The sequence below is a fragment of the Azospirillum rugosum genome, assembly GCF_017876155.1.
Taxonomy (GTDB): domain Bacteria; phylum Pseudomonadota; class Alphaproteobacteria; order Azospirillales; family Azospirillaceae; genus Azospirillum; species Azospirillum rugosum.
The window spans coordinates 587,713-606,023 of record NZ_JAGINP010000001.1 but is presented as its reverse complement, the minus strand read 5'-3'; the positions used below and the strand labels follow the sequence as shown (position 1 = coordinate 606,023).

General features: G+C 66.5%; 21 protein-coding genes. 10 read left to right on the top strand and 11 right to left on the bottom strand.

Translation table 11 applies throughout. The features are described from left to right. The first annotated feature begins 108 nt into the window (after positions 1-108). A complete protein-coding gene (locus J2851_RS03005; protein WP_209763541.1) occupies positions 109-780 on the top strand; it encodes a TIGR02117 family protein in 672 nt (223 codons plus the stop codon). Here the strand turns inward: J2851_RS03005 and topA are convergent. Beyond that, entirely contained in the window at positions 777-3,581 is a 2,805-nt protein-coding gene (gene topA, locus J2851_RS03000; protein ID WP_209763533.1) for a type I DNA topoisomerase, read from the bottom strand. The two genes, J2851_RS03005 and topA, sit on opposite strands and share 4 nt — an antisense overlap. Positions 3,582-3,634: 53 nt before the next feature. Next, positions 3,635-4,756: a DNA-processing protein DprA gene (gene dprA, locus J2851_RS02995; protein WP_209763531.1), complete on the bottom strand. Its 1,122-nt coding sequence runs from the start codon at positions 4,754-4,756 to the stop codon at positions 3,635-3,637. A 338-nt stretch (positions 4,757-5,094) separates the two neighbouring features. Between dprA and J2851_RS02990 the strand changes: the two genes are divergently transcribed. After that, positions 5,095-5,544, top strand: coding sequence for a DUF29 domain-containing protein (locus J2851_RS02990; RefSeq protein WP_209763529.1), 450 nt, complete (start codon positions 5,095-5,097; stop codon positions 5,542-5,544). A gap of 31 nt (positions 5,545-5,575) precedes the next feature. On the opposite strand, the gene J2851_RS02985 is transcribed toward J2851_RS02990, so the two are convergent. From J2851_RS02985 to J2851_RS02950, 8 genes are all read right to left on the bottom strand, one after another. Continuing rightward, positions 5,576-6,031, bottom strand: coding sequence for a DUF6326 family protein (locus J2851_RS02985; RefSeq protein WP_209763520.1), 456 nt, complete (start codon positions 6,029-6,031; stop codon positions 5,576-5,578). A gap of 218 nt (positions 6,032-6,249) precedes the next feature. Beyond that, complete coding sequence (locus J2851_RS02980; protein WP_209763511.1) at positions 6,250-7,542, bottom strand: hypothetical protein; 1,293 nt, start codon at positions 7,540-7,542, stop codon at positions 6,250-6,252. A 153-nt stretch (positions 7,543-7,695) separates the two neighbouring features. Beyond that, on the bottom strand, positions 7,696-8,304 hold the full coding sequence (gene plsY, locus J2851_RS02975; protein ID WP_209763509.1) for a glycerol-3-phosphate 1-O-acyltransferase PlsY: 609 nt from the start codon (positions 8,302-8,304) through the stop codon (positions 7,696-7,698). A 4-nt stretch (positions 8,305-8,308) separates the two neighbouring features. Next, positions 8,309-9,604 (bottom strand): dihydroorotase, encoded by a 1,296-nt coding sequence (locus J2851_RS02970; RefSeq protein ID WP_209763506.1) that lies wholly within the window; start codon positions 9,602-9,604, stop codon positions 8,309-8,311. After that, a complete protein-coding gene (locus J2851_RS02965; RefSeq protein WP_209763497.1) occupies positions 9,597-10,559 on the bottom strand; it encodes an aspartate carbamoyltransferase catalytic subunit in 963 nt (320 codons plus the stop codon). The genes J2851_RS02970 and J2851_RS02965 overlap by 8 nt, the downstream gene beginning before the upstream one ends. 84 nt (positions 10,560-10,643) lie before the next feature. Beyond that, positions 10,644-11,150 (bottom strand): DUF6644 family protein, encoded by a 507-nt coding sequence (locus J2851_RS02960; protein WP_209763494.1) that lies wholly within the window; start codon positions 11,148-11,150, stop codon positions 10,644-10,646. Positions 11,151-11,156: 6 nt separating this feature from the next. Then, positions 11,157-11,519, bottom strand: a complete 363-nt coding sequence (locus J2851_RS02955; protein WP_209763492.1) for a DUF6152 family protein — start codon at positions 11,517-11,519, stop codon at positions 11,157-11,159. A 35-nt stretch (positions 11,520-11,554) separates the two neighbouring features. Further along, a complete protein-coding gene (locus J2851_RS02950) occupies positions 11,555-12,508 on the bottom strand; it encodes a transcriptional regulator GcvA (protein WP_209763490.1) in 954 nt (317 codons plus the stop codon). A 168-nt stretch (positions 12,509-12,676) separates the two neighbouring features. Here J2851_RS02950 and J2851_RS02945 point away from each other — a divergent pair, with 168 nt between their 5' ends. The 5 genes from J2851_RS02945 (at position 12,677) to J2851_RS02925 (ending at position 15,155) form a co-directional block, all read left to right on the top strand. Next, entirely contained in the window at positions 12,677-12,898 is a 222-nt protein-coding gene (locus tag J2851_RS02945) for a DUF1127 domain-containing protein (RefSeq protein ID WP_209763488.1), read from the top strand. Between the two features lie 4 nt (positions 12,899-12,902). Next, the gene (locus tag J2851_RS02940) at positions 12,903-13,361 is read left to right on the top strand and encodes a GFA family protein (RefSeq protein ID WP_246500360.1); all 459 of its coding nucleotides are present in this window, start codon (positions 12,903-12,905) and stop codon (positions 13,359-13,361) included. After that, entirely contained in the window at positions 13,358-13,765 is a 408-nt protein-coding gene (locus J2851_RS02935; RefSeq protein ID WP_307420598.1) for a GFA family protein, read from the top strand. The genes J2851_RS02940 and J2851_RS02935 overlap by 4 nt, the downstream gene beginning before the upstream one ends. 126 nt (positions 13,766-13,891) lie before the next feature. Continuing rightward, positions 13,892-14,242 (top strand): cupredoxin domain-containing protein, encoded by a 351-nt coding sequence (locus J2851_RS02930; RefSeq protein ID WP_209763485.1) that lies wholly within the window; start codon positions 13,892-13,894, stop codon positions 14,240-14,242. Positions 14,243-14,321: 79 nt separating this feature from the next. Then, on the top strand, positions 14,322-15,155 hold the full coding sequence (locus J2851_RS02925) for an FTR1 family iron permease (protein ID WP_209763478.1): 834 nt from the start codon (positions 14,322-14,324) through the stop codon (positions 15,153-15,155). Between the two features lie 64 nt (positions 15,156-15,219). On the opposite strand, the gene ruvX is transcribed toward J2851_RS02925, so the two are convergent. Continuing rightward, positions 15,220-15,765 (bottom strand): Holliday junction resolvase RuvX, encoded by a 546-nt coding sequence (gene ruvX / locus J2851_RS02920; protein ID WP_209763466.1) that lies wholly within the window; start codon positions 15,763-15,765, stop codon positions 15,220-15,222. A 96-nt stretch (positions 15,766-15,861) separates the two neighbouring features. On the opposite strand from ruvX, the gene J2851_RS02915 reads away from it, so the two are divergent. The 3 genes from J2851_RS02915 to gatA all read left to right on the top strand — a co-directional run bounded on the left by J2851_RS02915 (position 15,862) and on the right by gatA (position 18,303). Further along, on the top strand, positions 15,862-16,374 hold the full coding sequence (locus J2851_RS02915) for a GNAT family N-acetyltransferase (RefSeq protein WP_209763464.1): 513 nt from the start codon (positions 15,862-15,864) through the stop codon (positions 16,372-16,374). Positions 16,375-16,534: 160 nt separating this feature from the next. Next, on the top strand, positions 16,535-16,822 hold the full coding sequence (gene gatC, locus J2851_RS02910; RefSeq protein WP_209763458.1) for an Asp-tRNA(Asn)/Glu-tRNA(Gln) amidotransferase subunit GatC: 288 nt from the start codon (positions 16,535-16,537) through the stop codon (positions 16,820-16,822). Next, positions 16,822-18,303, top strand: coding sequence for an Asp-tRNA(Asn)/Glu-tRNA(Gln) amidotransferase subunit GatA (gene gatA, locus J2851_RS02905; protein WP_209763452.1), 1,482 nt, complete (start codon positions 16,822-16,824; stop codon positions 18,301-18,303). The genes gatC and gatA overlap by 1 nt, the downstream gene beginning before the upstream one ends. Positions 18,304-18,311 lie beyond the last annotated feature (8 nt).

Sequence of the window (18,311 nt, the reverse complement as noted above, 5' to 3'; positions counted from 1 at the left end):
GGAGGGAATGGTTTAAGTAAGCCCTGGCCACGGGGAATCCAACCGTGACGCCGCGATACCGCCACAAACACGCGCGAAAACCAGCGGGAGCGCGGCGGGAGTGCATCCATGAGGGCGGTCGGGATCGGGGCGGCGTTGGTCGCGACGCTGGTCGGGGTGGTCGTGGGCTTCTATGCGCTCGCCGCCACCGTGCTTGCCCGCGTGGAGGTGGAAGGACAGCCGGCTGGACGGGATGGAGTGGAGATCTTCGTCTGCACCAACGGGGTCCACACCGACTTCGTGCTGCCGGCGGTCAGCCGGGTGATGGACTGGACCACGGAGCTGCGGCGCGGCGACTTTCCCGGCGCCGATCCCTGGACGACGCATTTCTCCTTTGGCTGGGGCGACCGCGCCTTCTACCTGGAAACCCGCCGGTGGGAGGATCTGAGGCCCGGCACCGTCCTGTCGGCGCTGTTCGGGGGCGGGCCGACGGTGATGCACGTCTACGCCCTGTACACGCCGGCGGGGAGCCCGGACTGCGGTGCGCTGATTCTGCGGGAGGGGCAGTACCGGGCGTTGGTGGACTATGTGCGGGGCAGCTTCCGCCGGGACGGGGGAGGGGCCGTCCGGCCGCTCCCCGGCAGCGGCTATGGCCCGACCGACCTGTTCTACGAGGCGGTCGGGCGCTACAGCCCGATTGACACCTGCAACGAATGGACGGGCAAGGGCCTGCGCGCGGCGGGGGTCACGGTGGGCGCGTGGACGCCGCTGGAGGGCGGCGTCATGCGCTGGGTCCGCTAGGCCCGCTTGCGGGCCGGAGCCGGTTTTTCCGCGTCGGCCTTCTCAGCCTTCGCCTTGGGCTCGGCCTTCTTTGGGGCGGCCTTCTTGGCGGCCGGTTCCTTCTTGGTGGTGGCCTTGGCCTTGGTCGCCTTTTCCGTCTTCGCGGGCGCCTCGGCGCGTTCCGCGGCGGCGGGCTCGGCGTCCTTGGGGGCCTTGCCCTTCTTGGCGGCGTCCTTGGCGGCCTTGGCCTCCAGCAGTTCCAGCGCCTGCTCCAGCGTCACGCCCTCCGGGTCGGTGCCCTTGGGGATGGAGGCGTAGGTGGAGCCGTGCTTGACGTAGGGGCCGAAGCGGCCGGAGCCGGTGGTGATCGGCTTGCCGGTCTTCGGGTGGTCGCCCAGCGTCTTGGCCGGCGCCGAGGCCTTCTTGGCCGCACCGGCCAGCAGGTCCACCGCGCGGTTGATGCCGATGGTCAGCACATCGTCGTCCGGCGTCAGCGACTTGTAGACGCTGCCGTGCTTCAGATAGGGGCCGAAGCGGCCGATGCCGGCGCTGATCTCCTCGCCCGTCTCCGGGTGCTTGCCGATGGTGCGGGGCAAGGCCAGCAGCTTCAGCGCGGTGTCCAGGTCCACGTCGGAGGCCGACATGCCCTTGGGCAGGGAGACGCGCTTGGGCTTCGGCTCCTCGGCCTTGGCCTTCTTCTTGCCCTTGCCCTTCTTGCCGTCGGCGGGGGCCTCCTCCACGACCTCGGCCGGCGCCGCGGCGGCGGGGGCCGGGCCGAGCTGGATGTAGGCGCCGTAGGGGCCGCGCCGCACGGTGACGGGCAGCTTGGTTTCCGGATCCAGGCCCAGCTCGCGCGGGCCTTCCTGCGCCTCCCCGCTCTCGTCGTTGGCGACGGCGAGCGGGCGGGTGTAGCGGCATTCCGGATAACGGGAGCAGCCGATGAAGGCGCCCATCTTGCCGAGCTTCAGCCCCAGCCGGCCCTGGCTGCACACCGGGCAGACGCGCGGGTCGTGGCCCGGGCCGTTGGTGTTGGCCGGGAAGAAGTGCGCGCCAAGCTCCTCGTCCAGCGTGGTCAGAACCTGAGTGATGGTCAGGTCCTTGGTGCCGTCCACCGCCATGTGGAAGGCGCGCCAGAAGTCGCGCAGCACCGTCTTCCAGTCGATCCGCCCGCCGGAGATGTCGTCCAGCTGGTTCTCCAGGTCGGCGGTGAAGTTGTACTCCACATACCGGTTGAAGAAGTTCTTCAGGAAGGCGGTGACCAGACGGCCGCGGTCTTCCGGGATGAAGCGCCGCTTGTCCAGCCGGACGTAGTTGCGGTCCTGCAGCACCTGGAGGATCGAGGCGTAGGTGGAGGGACGGCCGATGCCCAGCTCCTCCAGCTTCTTCACCAGGCTCGCCTCGGTGTAGCGGGGCGGCGGCTGGGTGAAGTGCTGCTCCGGCGCGATGTCGCCGCGGGTGAGGTCGTCGCCCTGCTCCATGGCCGGCAGGCGGCGCTCCTGCTGCTCGTCGTCGGCTGCGTCGTCGCGGTCCTCCTGGTAGACCTTCAGGAAGCCGTCGAAGACCACGACCGAGCCGGTGGCGCGCAGCACCACGTCCTTGGCCGGCGAGGCGATGTCCACGGCGACCTGGTCCAGCACCGCGCTTTCCATCTGGCTGGCCAGCGTGCGCTTCCAGATCAGCTCGTAGAGCCGCAGCTCGTCGGCTTCCAGGTAGGAAGCGACCGTCTCCGGCCGGCGGAACAGGTCCGTCGGGCGGATGGCCTCGTGCGCCTCCTGGGCGTTCTTGGCCGCGGTCTTGTAAACGCGCGGCTGGGCCGGGACGTAGCGCTCCCCATAGTGGGAGCCGATCAGGCTGCGCGAGCCCTCGATCGCCTCCTGCGAGAGGCTGACGCCGTCGGTTCGCATGTAGGTGATCAGGCCGACCGTCTCGCCGCCGATGTCCACGCCTTCGTACAGCTTCTGCGCGGTCCGCATGGTGCGGGTGGCGCCGAAGCCCAGCTTGCGCGAGGCCTCCTGCTGCAGGGTCGAGGTGGTGAAGGGTGGGGAGGGGTTGCGGCGGCTCTGCTTGCGCTCCACCGTCGCGACCGAGAAGGCCTGCGGCTGGATCCGGGCCACCGCGGCCTCCGCCGCCTCGCGGGTCGGCAGGGCGAACTTGTCGAGCCGCTTGCCGTCCAGCTGGGTCAGCTGCGCCGTGAAGGACGCACCGCCCGGCGTGGCGAAGCCCACGTCGATGGTCCAGTATTCCTGCGGCTTGAAGATCTCGATGTCCGATTCGCGCTCGCAGATCAGGCGCAGCGCCACGGACTGCACGCGGCCGGCGGACTTGGAGCCCGGCAGCTTGCGCCAGAGAACCGGCGACAGGGTGAAGCCGACCAGATAGTCCAGCGCGCGGCGGGCCAGATAGGCGTCCACCAGCTCCTGCGAGACGTCGCGGGGGGCTTCCAGCGCGGCCTGGACGGCGGTCTTGGTGATCTCGTTGAAGGTGATGCGCTGCACCTTGCTGTCGTCGATCAGCCGCTTTTCGCGCAGCAGTTCCGACAAATGCCAGGCGATGGCTTCCCCTTCGCGATCCGGGTCGGTGGCGAGGTAGACGCGCTCGGCCCCTTTGACCGCCTTGGCGATCTCGTCGATGTGGCGCTTGGAGCGGTCGCCCAGCTCCCAGTCCATGGCGAAGTCCTCGTCCGGACGCACCGATCCGTCGCGCGCCGGAAGGTCGCGCACATGGCCGAAGCTGGCCACCACGGTGTAGTCCGAGCCAAGGTATTTGTTGATGGTCTTCGCCTTGGCCGGCGATTCGACGATGACAACGTTGCTGCCCGGCAAGAGTCCGCGCCCCTGATAGTGCCTTTGCCCACAAACGGCGGTGCGGACCGGGATCAGATCAGGTTCACCTGATTCCCCGGCTGGCGCTGGACCCGGCCCGCAAGCTCAAGTTCCAGCACGACGGTCAACACCACCGGTGCGGACAATTGGCACCCGCGAACGAGTTCGTCAATGGCAACCGGACTTGGGGACAGGTTTTCCAAGACGGTGGTGCGGGCCTGTTCCAGCTCCGACTCGGTTGGCGGCGCGGGGCGCGGCGCCGCGAACAGGTCGCCCTGCCGCTCGCGCACAGCGGGTGGTGCCAGGCTTTCCAGCGCCCGGATGACGTCGTCCACGCTTTCCACCAGAACGGCCCCCTGGCGCAGCAGGTTGTTGGTGCCCTGGCAGCGCGGATCCAGCGGCGATCCGGGCACGGCCATGACCTCCCGCCCCTGGTCCAGCGCCATCCGGGCGGTGATCAGCGAGCCGGAGCGCAGCGCCGCCTCCACCACCAGCACGCCCAGCGACAGGCCGGAGATCAGCCGGTTGCGGCGCGGGAAGTGGCGGGCCTGCGGCGTGGTGCCGGCCGGGCTCTCCGCCACCACCACGCCCTGCTGCACTATGTCGCGGTAGAGCCGCTCGTTCTCCGGCGGATAGACGATGTCCACGCCGCCCGCCACCACGGCCGCCGTCCCGGTGCCGAGCGCGCCGGCGTGGGCGGCGGTGTCGATGCCGCGGGCGAGGCCGGAGACGACCAGCAGCCCGGCCTCTCCCAACTCCTTCGCCAGCCTCTGGGCGAAGGTCTTGCCGTTCATCGAGGCGTTGCGCGCCCCGACCATGGCGACCCCGCGCCGCCGCAGCAGATGCGCGTGGCCGAGCACCGAGACGACCGGCGGTGCGTCGTCCAGCGCCGCCATGGGCTCCGGATAGTCCGGTTCGCAGGAGCAGAGCAGGCGGGCGCCGACGCGCTCGTTGGCGAGCAGTTCGCGCTCCACGTCGGCCTTGGCGGCGATGCGCAGGGGCTTGGCCCGTCCACCGCGCTTGGCGAGGTCGGGCAGCGCCTCCAGCGCCGCGCGGGCGGTGCCGTACCGCTCCAGCAGCCGGTGGAAGGTGATCGGCCCGACATTCTCCGTCCGGATCAGGCGGAGCCAATCGAACCGTTCGGCGTCGGTGAGGGTGCGGCGCGGTTGTGTCATGCGCCATTTTGTACAACCAGCGCTGCGTCGTTTTCAACATGCATGCGTGTGCAGCGGGGCCGCTGCCGGCCGGCGAATGAAACATCGTGAAACGCTATGAAACATGAAACGCGTCATGTCGCATCGGCGCGTCGGCGTTAACAAACGCAACGTGGTGCGACGGATTTACGACGATGTGGTATGGGCGCAGATCGGGTGTTGGCGAGGCGAAGTGTAGCGGGATTGGCTGAACGAAGCAAGAACGTCGGGGCATTGGAATGCCTCTCTCTTGCTGCGTTGCCCATCACCATCATCTAGATTGGTGGTGTTCGAGCGGGGGTGGCGGGATGGAGAGTGACATGGCAACCAGCCTCTACGACCGGGATTTCTACGCGTGGGCCAACGAGCAGGCCGCGCTGCTGCGCGCCGGCAAACTGGACGCCGCCGACATTGAGCATATCGCCGAGGAGATCGAGAGCATGGGCCGGAGCGAGAAGCGCGAACTCGTCAACCGCTTGGCCGTGCTCTTGTTGCATTTGTTGAAGTGGCAGTTCCAGCCGGGTCTGCGTGGGAATAGTTGGCGGCTCAGTGTTGAGGAGCAGCGGTATCGGCTGGGCAGTCATTTGGCCGACAATCCGAGCCTCAAGTCCAAACTGGACGAAGCCATCAGCGACGCATACCGGCTCGCATCGATTGAGGCGGAAAGGGAAACTGGGCTATCGCGGAAAATCTTTCCAGCGGAATGCCCCTGGTCGTTCCGTGAGCTTATGAATGACGAGTTCTGGCCGGACGCGGAGAGTTCAAGCTGAGCCATAGGTTGGCTGATGGCCTGAGGCCATATCACGCGCGCGAAGGCTGGACTCCGCGATCGCTCTGGTCCGATTGCGGCGCGGTCCAGCGCCAAGCGTATTGGACGATGAACAGGGTGGTCGCGATTTCGACGATGCTGAAGAAGACGTAATAGGGGGTGGGCGTGCCGGAGAGCAGCGTTGCGAGCTGCACGGCGGTCATGATCGCGCCGGCTATGATGTTCGCCAGACGATTGGCCCGGTGCGTCAGCACGCGCGACAGTAGGACCATGACGATGGGGATTTCCATCAGCACCGAGGCGACGAGCAGAAACATCTGGTCGATTTGCATGCCTTCGACGGTCCCGCTGAGAAATTGCTTCAGCAGGTTTGGATCCATGAGGGTCACAATGTCGCAGTATAAGTAGTTGAGCATCGCGAAGACCCACAGGAGGGATAATCGCTTGCCTTCGGTTGGTGCCCCTGTGGCGTTTGTGATGCTGTCCATTGTGTCCGCCCTGTGGATTGGCCGAGAAATAGGAAGCGCCGTAGGTTGGGTGGAGCGTAGCGTAACCGAACACACGTCGCGACATGGATGATTCTGGGTTTCTCTGCACCCAACCGAAATAACTTCAAAATAGAAAAGCAAGAATTCAGTTGTTCGGAGCTAATTGTCGTAGTGCGCTTTTTGCCGTCGTCAACCTCGAGTGTGCTGGAGTCATCGGCTTACTCCATTAACATTCTGTCAATCTGCTTCTGGACTAATTCGGCGGCGTTCTTAAGCCAAGTCATCTCGTTGATCTTGGCAGCCACTGGGGTAACTTGCGCCGCGCCACCGAGTGCCGCAGTTAACAGGCCTACAATGATGGCCTTTGAAACGGCGGTAGAAAGCCCGTCAACGGTCTTTTGGGCGGTTTGATCAAAAAAATCAGCGCCTAATGAAAACACCTTACTTATGAGATTCTCGATGCTCCGTAAGACGGCAAATGCAGCCCTTTTCCCAGCTGAGCTTGGGGCTCTGAGTAGTTCGTTTAATTGGGAGAAGGTATTTGGGATTTCAGGGTCAACGTAATCATGCCTTGAAGCAAGATCTTTAATCAGATTATTTGTTGCTTCACTAATGCGATTAATGTCGGCCTGGTCAATGCTGACTATAGCGGCATGCTCGACGAACCGCCTCCAATCTGGAAATTGGGCCGCAAACATTTCTATGCTTCTCGTGTGCGATAGTATCATAGAATTTACTGACTCACTCAATTCTGGCTCGCATGCGCTTCGCATGATATCGCAAGTAATGTTCGTTAGTGCCAGTTTTATTATATTGTCGTCCAAAGTCAGTTGTTCTTGGAGAATAGAAAAAGTCTCGATTAGACGGCGGTCGCAATTCGATTGCTTGAGATACTCCTGTATCCTTTCGCCCTGCGCGACAATGGCCTCTTTTGCGCTAGCGATGTTATTATAATCGTCCGATTCAAAAGAGTTCCGTGTGCGTAATAGAACAAGGCGCCCCGATTGGAAATCAAATTGCACGGGAGCAATTTTCTGAGGAGGCAGCATTCTCCTCAGATTTTTGAGGTTATTTTCATCGTGTACTTGAGACTCTACCGTTAAAAGCCTGACGATTATTTTCATACAAACCTTCGAAGCGTCAAGTACTGTAGACAGCCTTGCGCCTTCGAAGTTTCGTAATTTGATGAATTCTTTCTTGGAAAGAGGACGGCTTCCGTAGAAGCGGCATTTGCCCGCGAACTCCACAAAAAACTCATCGCAAAAAATATCACTAAATCTTTCTTCTATTTCTCTTAATGGACTGTAGCCATCCTCTGATATTGGAAACATAAATCCGTAACGCAATGATATGTCCGCGGCCTCAATCTTAAGAAGAAGCCGAGATATACTATTCCAATAGCTCTCTCTTGCCTTCCGGTGCGAATAAAGGTCGTGTTCAATTCCTGCTTTTATCCCGCTTAATAACAAATCAAGTGATTTTATGTCTTCTGAGCTTGCATCGTTATTCATTGTGCAACCTATATTCGAAAGCTAGGCGAGGCGAAAAAGCGAGACAGGCAAGGGAGAAAAATATCAAACGTTCCAAAAAATTTCAATAAACTCGCATTAACGTTCAGGCTTGTAGGGTGGAGTGTGGGCTACTGGTAGCAACGTGGACGTAGATCACGCCTTCTTCTTCCCGAAGCTGATCTTCGGCTCCTCGCCCTTCAGCAGGCGGCGGATGTTCGCGGCGTGGCGGACGTAGACCAACGCCGCGATGAAGAGGCACAGGCCCGCCACCAGCGGGCCGCCGAAGAACCAGCCGAAGATGGGGCTGAGGCCCAGCGCGGTGAGGGCGGAGAGGGAGGAGATCTTGAACAGGAAGGCCATCGCCAGCCACGTCGCGCAGGCGATGACGCCGACCGGCCAGGACACGGCCAGCAACACGCCCAGGGCGGTCGCGACGCCCTTGCCGCCCTTGAAGCCCAGCCAGACCGGGAAGGTGTGGCCGAGCATGGAGGCGCCGCCGGCGATGATGGCGGCTTCCGGGCCGAAGAAGGCGAGCGCGAGCAGGGTGGCGATGGCCCCCTTGCCGCTGTCGAGGATCAGGGTCGCGGCGGCCAGCGGCTTGTTGCCGGTGCGCAGCACGTTGGTGGCGCCGATGTTGCCGGAGCCGATCTTGCGGATGTCGCCCAGGCCGGCCAAGCGCGTCAGCACCAGGCCGAAGGGGATCGAGCCCAGCAGGTAGCCGAGCAGGGCCGAGATGACCAACGTAGAAACAGGCAGCGTCACCGCGTCAGCCCTCGAACTGCCAGACGGGGCGGCCGTCCACGATGGTGCGCAGGGGGCGGCCCTGCACGGGGCGGTCCTCGAAGGGGCTGTTCTTCGACTTGGACTTGAAGGTTTCCACGTCCACCTGCCACGGCACGTCGAGGTCGAAGGCGACGAGGTCGGCGGGCGCCCCCACGGCGATGCGGCCGAGCGGGAGGCCCAGGATTTCCGCGGGCTTCACCGTCACGCAGGCCAGCGCCTTCAGCAGCGGCATGGCGCCCTTGTGCACCAGCTCCAGCGTCAGGGGGAACAGCGTTTCCAGCCCGATCACGCCGAAGGCGGCCTGGGCGAAGGGCAGGCGCTTCTGGTCCTGGTCCTGCGGCGTGTGGTCGGACGCGATGGCGTCGATGGTGCCGTCGGCCAGGCCCTCCACAATCGCGCGGCGGTCCATCTCGCCGCGCAGCGGCGGGGAGACCTTGGCGAAGGTGCGGTAGTCGCCGACGTCCGTCTCCGTCAGGGCGAAGTAATGCGGGGCGGTGTCGCAGGTGACCTTCAGCCCGCGCGCCTTGGCGCGGCGGATCAGGTCGACCGACTCGCCCGTGCTGACGTGGGCGAAGTGCAGGCGGCCGCCGGAGAGTTCGAGCAGGCGCAGGTCGCGCTCGATCATGATGATCTCGGCCTCCCGCGGGATGCCGACGAGGCCGAGGCGGGTGGCGCGCTCGCCCGAATTCATCATGCCGCCGCTGGCGAGGCTCGGCTCCTCCGGGTGCTGCACGATCAGCTTGTCGAAGGTCTTGGCGTAGCTGAGCGCGCGGCGCATCGCCTTGGCGCTGGTGATCGCCTTGGTGCCGTCGGTGAAGGCCACGGCCCCGGCGCGGGCCAGCAGGCCCATCTCGGTGATCTCGTTGCCGTCGGTGCCGCGGGTGGCGGCGGCGTAGGCGAAGACCTTGACGAGGCGCACCTCGCGGGCGCGGCGCGCGATGAACTCCAGGCTCGCCACCTCGTCGGTGACCGGGTCGGTGTTGGGCAGCAGGACCATGGCGGTGATGCCGCCGGCCACCGCGGCGCGCGACGCGCTCTTGATGGTGTCCTTTTCCTCCTCGCCGGGCTCCCCGATCAGGACGCGCATGTCGACGAGGCCGGGGGCGAGGCACTGGCCGCGCAGGTCGACCGTCTCGATGCCCTCCGGCACGCCGTCGTTGAACAGCGACGGGCCGAAGTCGGCGATCTTCGCGCCCTCGGTCAGCAGCGTGCCGGTCTGGTCCAGGCCGCTGGCGGGGTCGAGCAGGCGGGCGTTGCGGTAGGCGATGCGGTTAGGCATTGGACATCCGGCGGTCGCGGGTGAGAAGGTCGAGAACGGCCATGCGGACGGCAACGCCTAACTCCACCTGGTCGAGGATCATGGAGCGCTTGAGGTCGTCGGCGACCTCCGAATCGATCTCCACGCCGCGGTTCATCGGGCCGGGGTGCATGACCACCGCGTGCGGCTTGGCGACCGACAGCTTCTCGTAGTCCAGGCCGTAGAAGTAGAAGTACTCGCGCGTGGAGGGGACGTACTGGCCGCTCATCCGCTCCGTCTGGAGGCGCAGCATCATCACCACGTCGGCGTCCTTCAGGCCGGTCGCCATGGAATGGTGCACCTCCACGCCCAGCCGGTCGATCTGCGAGGGAATCAGGGTCGGCGGGGCGACGACGCGGACGCGGGCGCCCATGGCGTTCAGCAGGTGGATGTTGGAGCGCGCCACGCGGCTGTGCAGGATGTCGCCGCAGATCGCCACGATCAGCCCCTCCAGATGGCCCAGGCGGCGGCGGATCGCCAGCGCGTCCAGCAGCCCCTGCGTCGGGTGCTCGTGGTGGCCGTCGCCGGCGTTGATGACCGAGCAGTTGACCTTGTCGGCCAGCAGCTTCACCGCGCCCGAGTCGGCGTGGCGAACGACCAGCGCGTCCAGGTGCATGGCGTTCAGCGTCATCGCCGTGTCGATCAGCGTCTCGCCCTTCTTCACCGAGCTGCCGTCCGACGACATGTTGATCACGTCGGCGCCGAGCCGCTTGCCGGCCAGCTCGAAGCTGGTGCGGGTGCGGGTCGAGTTCTCGAAGAAGAGGTTCACGATCGTGCGCCCGTCCAGGAGCGACGACTTCTTCGAGGGCTGGCGGTTCTGCTCGACGTAGCCGTTGGCGAGGTCGAGGATCGTGGTGATCTCGCCGGCCGTCAGCCCCTCGATGCCAAGGAGGTGGCGGTGCGGGAAGATCGTGCTGCTGTGGGGCGTTCCGGTCATGGGCCGGGACTATAGGAGCGGCGTGTTGCGGTCGCAAGCGCCCCCAGCAGCCCCAATCACAGGCCGGCGATCATACGCCTGCGATTATACGTAGGCGATGAGGCGGCCGCAGACCAGAACGGCGACCCACAGGCCGAGCGACGCCGCCCCGGCGAAACGCGCGGCGGGTGGCGGACGGTCGGCGACGCCCCAGGCGGCCATCCGGCGGCCGGCGCCCTTGTGAAACAGTACGATGTTGACGAGCGCCAGGGCGAGCAGCGCCATCTTCGCCAGGAACATGCCGTTGCGGACGAGCGACGTCGCCTCCGTCGTGAAGAGGAGAAGTCCCGTGGGGACGGCCAGCGCGAAGCCGGTCACCGCCACGGGAAGAAGAAGACGGGCCAGCGCCTCCGCCGGCAGAAGGGGGGCGCGGACTCCCAGCAGGCGCAGGTCGAAGGCCAGGATCGATCCGACGAGCAGGGCGAATCCGAGGATGTGCAGAACCTCGACCAGCGGATAGAGCCAGACCGACTGGCGCATGGCGTCGCCGAGGCCGGACGTTTCCAGCGCCACCAGCCAGCCGCTCCCCACCGGACCCTGGTCGTGATCCATGATCCGTCAGCGCAGCTCGATCGTCCGGTCGCCGGCGGTGATGCGCTCGGCCCGCATTTCGGCAGGGTCGGCCTTGGCGGGATAGCCGACGACCGTCACGGATTGCCCGACCTTGATCGTGTCCGCGGGAAGGCCGCGCGTGCTCATGCGGCCGGGCGGCGCCAGCACCACGTGCCAGACCTTGCCGTCGGCCTCCAGGTTGAGCATGGCGTGCGGATTCTGGGCGGCGGCCTGCCGGACGGTGCCGGTCAAGGTCAACAGCTGGCCGGAGTCGTAGCCGCCCCAGCCATGGTGCGCCGCAGCGGGGCCGGCCGCCAGGACGGCGGCGGGCAGCAGCGCGAGGGGGGCGAGTGCGCGGGCGCGTGGCATGGTCGGACCCTCTCCCTATCAGGCGTCGGATGACGTCAGGCGTCAGATGACAAGGTTGGGGCTGGGGCCCGGCCGGGCAAGGCGGAGAGGTGGGCGGCGCGCTCGGTCGGGGCGGCCTCCTCGAACAGCCAGTCGCGGAAGGCCTTCACCTTGGGCCGCGAAAAATGCTGCGGCGGCGCCACCACATAATAGGCGTAGTCGCCCGGCAGGTGGACGTCGAACAGCCGCACCAGCCGCCCGGCGGCAATGTCGTCGGCGACCAGTACGCCGCGGGCCAGCGCGACGCCGGTGCCCTCCGTCGCCGCCTGCAGCAGCAGGCCCGAATCGTCGAATCGGGGGCCGCGGGTGACGTCGACGCCGGTCAGGCCCGCCGCCTCCGCCCAGGTGCCCCAGGTGATGAAGTAGTCGTCGTGCAGCAGCGTGTGGTGGCGCAGGTCCTCCGGCGTTGCCAGAGGGCGGTCGCCGGCCAGCAGAGCCGGGCTGCACACCGGGTAGATGTCCTCCGTCAGCAGCCGCTCGCAGCGCAGACCCGGCCAGCGGCCGGCGCCGAAGCGGATGGCGATGTCGACGTCCTGCTGGTTGAAGTCCACGATCTGCGAGGTGGTGTGCAGCCGCACCTCCAGCTCCGGGTGGCGGCCCTGGAAGCGGCCGAGCCGCATCACCAGCCACTTCGCCGCGAAGCTGGGCATGGTGGAGATGGTCAAGGCGCCCGAGCCGTCGCGGCGCAGCAGCCGCTCCGTCGCGTGGGACAGCGTGTCGAGCGCGTCCTTGACCGCGGGCAGGTAGGACTCGCCGGCCTCCGTCAGTTCCAGCGCGCGGTTCAGGCGGCGGAACAGCATCAGGCCCAGCCAGTCCTCCAGCCCCTTGATCTGGTGGCTGACGGCGGCCTGGGTGACATGCAGTTCGTCGGCCGCCTTGGTGAAGGACAGGTGGCGGGCGGCGCATTCGAAGGCGCGCAAGGCGTTCAGCGGGGGCAGGCGGCGCGGCATTTCGCCTCTTCGGCACTGGAGGGATTCGGATTAGTTTTCCTTATCCAGACTATGAGAAAGCGTCGTTTGTGCGCAAGAAGCGGGTGGCCCATTCTCCCTTCACGGAACACAGTTTCGACACCGGAGCGGACGCTTCGAACGAAACACCTTCGGATGAGGAGATGCACGATGACGCAGAGCATGAACAATGTCGCCACCGCTGGTTCCGCCCGCAACGGCGCCTCCCTTGGCCGGTCGGTGATGGCCCTGTTCGACGTGGTGGCGACGTGGAACGAGCGGCGCCGGCAGCGCCTCGCCCTGGAGGCTTTGCCCGACCATCTGTTGCACGACATCGGCCTGTCGCGCGCCGACGCGGTGAACGAGGCCGAGAAGCCCTTCTGGAGAGGATGAACGCATGAGCGAAATGACGGCTGGCGCCAAGGCTGGGGTCGAACGCGTGTGGACGGGCGGCTGCGCCTGCGGCGGCGTGCGGTACGAGATCACCGCGCAGCCGGGCCCGATCTCCTTCTGCCATTGCGGGCAGTGTCGGCGGCAGCACAGCCACGTCGGCGCCTACACCACGTTTCCGCGGGACGCCCTGCGGCGGGTGAAGGAGGACACGCTGGCCTGGTACGCGTCGTCCGACCGGGCGCGGCGGGGCTTCTGCTCCCGCTGTGGCTCCGGATTGTTCTGGGAAGGCGAGGGCAATCCGAACGTGGACGTCACCGCCGGCAGCCTGGACGAGCCCACCGGACTGTGCGCCGACCGGCACATCTGGATCGATTTCAAGGAAGACTATTACGACCTGCCGGACGACGGGCTGCTGCGCCGCGCCAGCACCGATCCGGACAACCATTCCAAGGTGGAGTCGTGACGGCGCCGCTGCCGGGTGGCTGCCTGTGCGGGGGCGTGCGCTTCCTGGTGACCGAACGCCCGATGGGGGTGGTGAACTGCCACTGCGGCCAGTGCCGCCGCTTCCACGGGCATGTCGGCGCCTACATCACCGTGCCGCGCGAAACCGTCTTCTTCGACGCCGACGCGACGCTGGCCTGGTACCGGTCATCGGCGAAGGCGGAGCGCGGATTCTGCGCGCGCTGCGGATCCTCCCTGTTCTGGAAGGGCGACGGAAACCCGCTGGTGGACGTTGCGGCGGGAAGCCTGGACCAGCCGACCGGCCTTGCCACACTCCGGCACATCCATGTGGCGGGCAAGGCCGACTATTACGCCATCGAGGATGGGCTGGAGCGGTTTCCGGCGGACGCACCGGAGCCCCCGTGATGGATTCGGAAGACCCTTCGTGCGTGGGGCTTATTCCGGAATCGCGGTGGGGGTATTGACGTTCCGGGCGAAAGGTGCGAATGATTTGCAGAAGCAGTCGCACCTTTTCCCGTGAGGTCTCCCAGAATGCGCCGTCTCGCCGCCCCGTTCGTCGCTTGCGTCCTGTTGGCCCTGCCGGCCGTCCTGGGGTCGGCCGCTCCGGCCTCGGCCGCGGACGGCGACGTCACCATCGTCATCAAGGACCACAAGTTCGAGCCGGCCGAGGTGACCGTCCCGGCGGGCAAGAGGGTGACGCTGGTGGTGGACAACCAGGACGCCAGCTCCGAGGAGTTCGAGAGCAAGCCGCTGAAGGTCGAGAAGATCATCGGCCCGAAGAAGCAGGCGCGCATCTCCGTCGGCCCGCTGGAGCCCGGCCGCTACACCTTCTTCGGCGAATTCCACGAGAGCACCGCCCAGGGGGTGCTGGTCGCCCAGTAACGCCGCGCCCGGTCACCGGCCGCAGCGGCCGGTGGTCCCGACGCACAAGGTCCCCGTCGCTCGGTCGTAGGAGAGCCGGATGCTCGCCAGCCTCATCATCGTCTTCCGCGAAGTGCTCGAAGCCGGTCTCATCATCGGCATCGTGCTTGCCGCCACGCAGGGCGTGGCCGGGCGGGCGCGCTGGATCGTGCTGGGCATCGTCGGCGGCATCGCCGGCTCCTGCCTGGTCGCCGCCTTCGCCGACGTGATCAGCGCCCAGTTCGCCGACAGCGGGCAGGAGCTGTTCAACGCCTCCGTTCTGCTGCTCGCCGTGCTGATGCTCAGCTGGCACAACGTGTGGATGGCCCAGCACGGCAAGGAGCTGGCCCGCGAGATGGCCGCGGTCGGCCGCGATGTGTCGTCGGGCAACCGCTCGCTCGGCGCGCTGGCGCTGGTCATCGGCCTGGCCGTGCTGCGCGAAGGGTCGGAGGTCGTGCTGTTCCTGACCGGCATCCTGGCGTCGGAGGAAGGCGGGATCACCACGGTCGCCATCGGCGGGGCCGGGGGCATGGCGCTGGGCGCCGTGGTCGCCGGGCTGCTCTACGCCGGCCTGCTGCAGATCCCGGCGCGCCATCTGTTCGGCGTGACGACCTGGCTGATCACGCTGCTGGCCGCCGGCATGGCGTCGCAGGCGGTCGTCTTCCTGGCCCAGGCCGGCATCGCCAACGTCGGCGGGACCGTGCTGTGGGACAGCTCCGCCCTGCTGGACGAGACGACCATGATCGGCCGCACGCTGCACGTCCTGGTCGGCTACACCGACCGTCCGACCGAACTCCAGCTGATCGTCTACGTCACCGTCGTGGCGGCCATCACGCTGCTGACCCGCTGGACCCGCGGGATGGCGGACAACCGCCGCGTCGCCGCCGCGCGTTGAGCGTAGTTTGGTTGGCCGCCGGGGTGGTGAAAAGCCCCGGCGGTGAAAAGGCAGGGAACGGCGGTCAGTCGTCCGGGTGGGCGTCGTCGCCGTTCCCGCCGTTCCGTTCCATCTCCTCCTGCTGCATCCGACGCTGGTGGGCCAGCGCGTCGAGCGCGCCTTGCAGGATGTAGGCGGCCGCCATCTTGTCGACGACCTCGTCCCGGCGCTTACGGGTCATGTCGGCTTCGCCGATCATGAAGCGCTCAACGGCGGAGGTGGACAGCCGCTCGTCCCAGAAGGCGATCTCCGCGTCCCAGCCCAGCAGGTCGGGACGCTCCATCAGGTTCTTGGCGAAGGCCCGGGTGGACTCGGCGCGCGGCCCTTCGCTGCCGTCCATGTTCAGCGGCAGCCCGATCACGAAACCACCGATTCCATAGTCGCGGATCGTCTTCGACAGCTCCCGCGCGTCCTGGGTGAACTTGGTCCGGCGCAGCGTGCCGATGGGCGAGGCGACGACGAGGTTCGGGTCGGCGACGGCCAGGCCGATCGTCTTGGTGCCGACGTCGAGGCCGAGGAGCCGCTGGCCCCGACCGAGGCGGGCGGCGAGTTCGGGAAGCGTGTGAATCATGTCACGAACCATAGAAGCTGCCCAGCCCTGCGGCAAGATCGCTTGAGTTGTCCAAGAAGATACTTATTCTTCTAATCAAACAGCCGGAGCACTGCGATGTTTACCCATCGTGCTCTGGCCGACGCCGATATACCGCAGATTTGCGGCTTTCCGCGTGACCGGCTGGAGCTTTACTACCTGTTTCCAAGGGCGAGTTGGCCCCTGACCCCGGAGCAAATCCGGGAGTCGCTGGACATCCGCCGCGACCCCACCGTCATCCTGCAGGGCGACGCGGTGGTGGGCTACGCCAACTTCGCCACCTTCGAGGAGGGGCGGAGCGCCAGCCTGGGCAACGTCAGCGTCGCCCCGTCGGCGCGCGGCACCGGCGTCGCCAAGCACATCCTGCAGGTGATGATGGACCGCGCCTTCGCCCGCCACGGCCTGCCGGAGCTGGTGCTGCGCTGCTTCAACACCAACACCCCGGCGCTGGTGCTGTACGGCAAGCTCGGCTTCGTTCCGGTCGCGCTGGAGGAACGGACCACCCCCTGGGGCGAGCGCATCGCCCTGTTCACCCTGCGCATGGAGCGCGACGTCTGGGAACGGCGACACCGGGAAGCGGTCGCGGCCTGATCCCAGAGCCTGATCCGAGAGTCTGATCCCAGAGTCTGATCCCAGAGTCTGATCCTTGGGGCCTGAATCCCTGGGAGGCCGCCTGAATCATTGCGATGACAGTTTTCGGGTGTTAGCTTCCAACCCGTTTTTCCAGACGTTTCGGAAGAGAGTGGAAGGCATGTCGCTCGACAAGGCCACCGTGGCCAAGATCGCGCATCTGGCCCGCATCAAGGTGCCGGAAGAGGAACTGGATCACCTGGCGGGTGAGCTGAGCCAAATCCTGACCTTCGTGGAACAGCTGAACGAGGTGGACACGGGCAACGTGCCGCCGATGACCAGCGTCGCCGCGCAGAAGCTGCGCCGGCGCAAGGACGAGGTCACGGACGGCGGCTACCGCGACGCCGTCCTCTCCAACGGCCCGGAAACGGCCGAAGGCTTCTACGTCGTTCCGAAGGTGGTCGAGTGATGGCCGAGCTTACGCATCTGACCATGGCGGGGGCGCTGGACGGCCTCGCCAAGAAGGAGTTCACCGCGGTCGAGCTGGCCGAGGCCCACGTCAAGGCGGTGGAGACGATCCGCCCGCTGAACGCCTTCATCACCGAGACGCCGGACAAGGCGCTGGAGATGGCCAAGGCCTCCGACGCCCGCCGCGCCAAGGGTGAGGCCGGCCCGATGGAAGGCCTGCCCATCGCGGTGAAGGACCTGTTCTGCACGAAGGGCGTCCTGACCACGGCGGCCAGCCACATCCTGGACGGCTTCAAGCCGGAGTATGAGTCGACCGTCACGTCCAACCTGTGGCGCGACGGTGCGGTCATGCTGGGCAAGGTGAACCTGGACGAGTTCGCCATGGGCTCCGCCAACATCACCTCGCACCACGGCAACGTCATCAGCCCGTGGAGCCCGGGCGAGGTCGGCAACTGGTCGCGCCAGCTGGTGCCCGGCGGCTCGTCGGGCGGCTCGGCCGCCGCGGTGGCCGCGCGCGCGGCGCTGGGCGCCACCGGCACCGACACCGGCGGCTCCATCCGCCAGCCGGCCGCCTTCACCGGCATCGTCGGCATCAAGCCGACCTACGGGCGCTGCTCCCGCTGGGGCGTCGTGGCCTTCGCCTCCTCGCTGGACCAGGCCGGGCCGATGACCCGCACGGTCGAGGACGCGGCGATCATGCTGCGCTCCATGTGCGGCTTCGACCCGAAGGACAGCACATCCGTCGATATGCCGGTGCCGGACTTCCGTGCCGCGCTGACCGGCGACATCCGCGGGTTGAGGGTCGGCATTCCGAAGGAATACCGGGTCGAGGGCATGCCGGCGGAGATCGCCGCGATCTGGGACCAGGGCATCGAGTGGCTGAAGGCCGCCGGCGCCGAGCCGGTCGAGATCAGCCTGCCGCACACCAAGTACGCGCTGGCGACCTACTACATCGTGGCGCCGGCCGAGGCCTCCTCGAACCTCGCGCGGTACGACGGCGTCCGCTTCGGCCTGCGGGTCGAGGGCGGCAGCCTGAAGGACCTGTACGAGAACACGCGCGGCGCCGGCTTCGGCAAGGAGGTCCGCCGCCGCATCCTGATCGGCACCTACGTGCTGTCGGCCGGCTATTACGACGCCTACTACAACAAGGCCCGCCAGGTGCGCACGCGCATCAAGTGGGACTTCGACGAGGCGTTCCAGCGTTGCGACGTCATCCTGACGCCAACGGCGCCGAGCACGGCCTTCGCCATCGGCGAGAAGATGGACGACCCGATCCAGATGTACCTGAACGACGTGTTCACGGTGCCGGCCTCGCTGGCCGGCCTGCCGGGCATGTCGGTTCCGGCCGGCATCGGGTCGGACGGCCTGCCGCTGGGGCTCCAGCTGCTGGGCCGGCCCTTCGACGAGGAGACCGTGCTGCGCGTCGGGCAGGTCATCGAGAAGGCCGCCGCCGTCACCGCCACCCCGCCGTTCATGGCCTGAGCCGGATC

Bases quoted from the DNA above. Each gene is read 5' to 3' on its own strand.
- gatC (WP_209763458.1), top strand. From the start codon at position 16,535: ATGTCGCTCGACAAGGCCACCGTGGCCAAGATCGCGCATCTGGCCCGC.
- J2851_RS02930 (WP_209763485.1), top strand. From the start codon at position 13,892: ATGCGCCGTCTCGCCGCCCCGTTCGTCGCTTGCGTCCTGTTGGCCCTG.
- dprA (WP_209763531.1), bottom strand. From the start codon at position 4,756: ATGACACAACCGCGCCGCACCCTCACCGACGCCGAACGGTTCGATTGG.
- J2851_RS02970 (WP_209763506.1), bottom strand. From the start codon at position 9,604: ATGCCTAACCGCATCGCCTACCGCAACGCCCGCCTGCTCGACCCCGCC.
- J2851_RS02990 (WP_209763529.1), top strand. From the start codon at position 5,095: ATGGCAACCAGCCTCTACGACCGGGATTTCTACGCGTGGGCCAACGAG.
- J2851_RS02965 (WP_209763497.1), bottom strand. From the start codon at position 10,559: ATGACCGGAACGCCCCACAGCAGCACGATCTTCCCGCACCGCCACCTC.
- gatA (WP_209763452.1), top strand. From the start codon at position 16,822: ATGGCCGAGCTTACGCATCTGACCATGGCGGGGGCGCTGGACGGCCTC.
- J2851_RS02925 (WP_209763478.1), top strand. From the start codon at position 14,322: ATGCTCGCCAGCCTCATCATCGTCTTCCGCGAAGTGCTCGAAGCCGGT.
- J2851_RS02950 (WP_209763490.1), bottom strand. From the start codon at position 12,508: ATGCCGCGCCGCCTGCCCCCGCTGAACGCCTTGCGCGCCTTCGAATGC.
- J2851_RS02960 (WP_209763494.1), bottom strand. From the start codon at position 11,150: ATGGATCACGACCAGGGTCCGGTGGGGAGCGGCTGGCTGGTGGCGCTG.
- J2851_RS02985 (WP_209763520.1), bottom strand. From the start codon at position 6,031: ATGGACAGCATCACAAACGCCACAGGGGCACCAACCGAAGGCAAGCGA.
- J2851_RS02945 (WP_209763488.1), top strand. From the start codon at position 12,677: ATGACGCAGAGCATGAACAATGTCGCCACCGCTGGTTCCGCCCGCAAC.
- J2851_RS03005 (WP_209763541.1), top strand. From the start codon at position 109: ATGAGGGCGGTCGGGATCGGGGCGGCGTTGGTCGCGACGCTGGTCGGG.
- J2851_RS02940 (WP_246500360.1), top strand. From the start codon at position 12,903: ATGAGCGAAATGACGGCTGGCGCCAAGGCTGGGGTCGAACGCGTGTGG.
- ruvX (WP_209763466.1), bottom strand. From the start codon at position 15,765: ATGATTCACACGCTTCCCGAACTCGCCGCCCGCCTCGGTCGGGGCCAG.
- J2851_RS02980 (WP_209763511.1), bottom strand. From the start codon at position 7,542: ATGAATAACGATGCAAGCTCAGAAGACATAAAATCACTTGATTTGTTA.
- J2851_RS02955 (WP_209763492.1), bottom strand. From the start codon at position 11,519: ATGCCACGCGCCCGCGCACTCGCCCCCCTCGCGCTGCTGCCCGCCGCC.
- J2851_RS02915 (WP_209763464.1), top strand. From the start codon at position 15,862: ATGTTTACCCATCGTGCTCTGGCCGACGCCGATATACCGCAGATTTGC.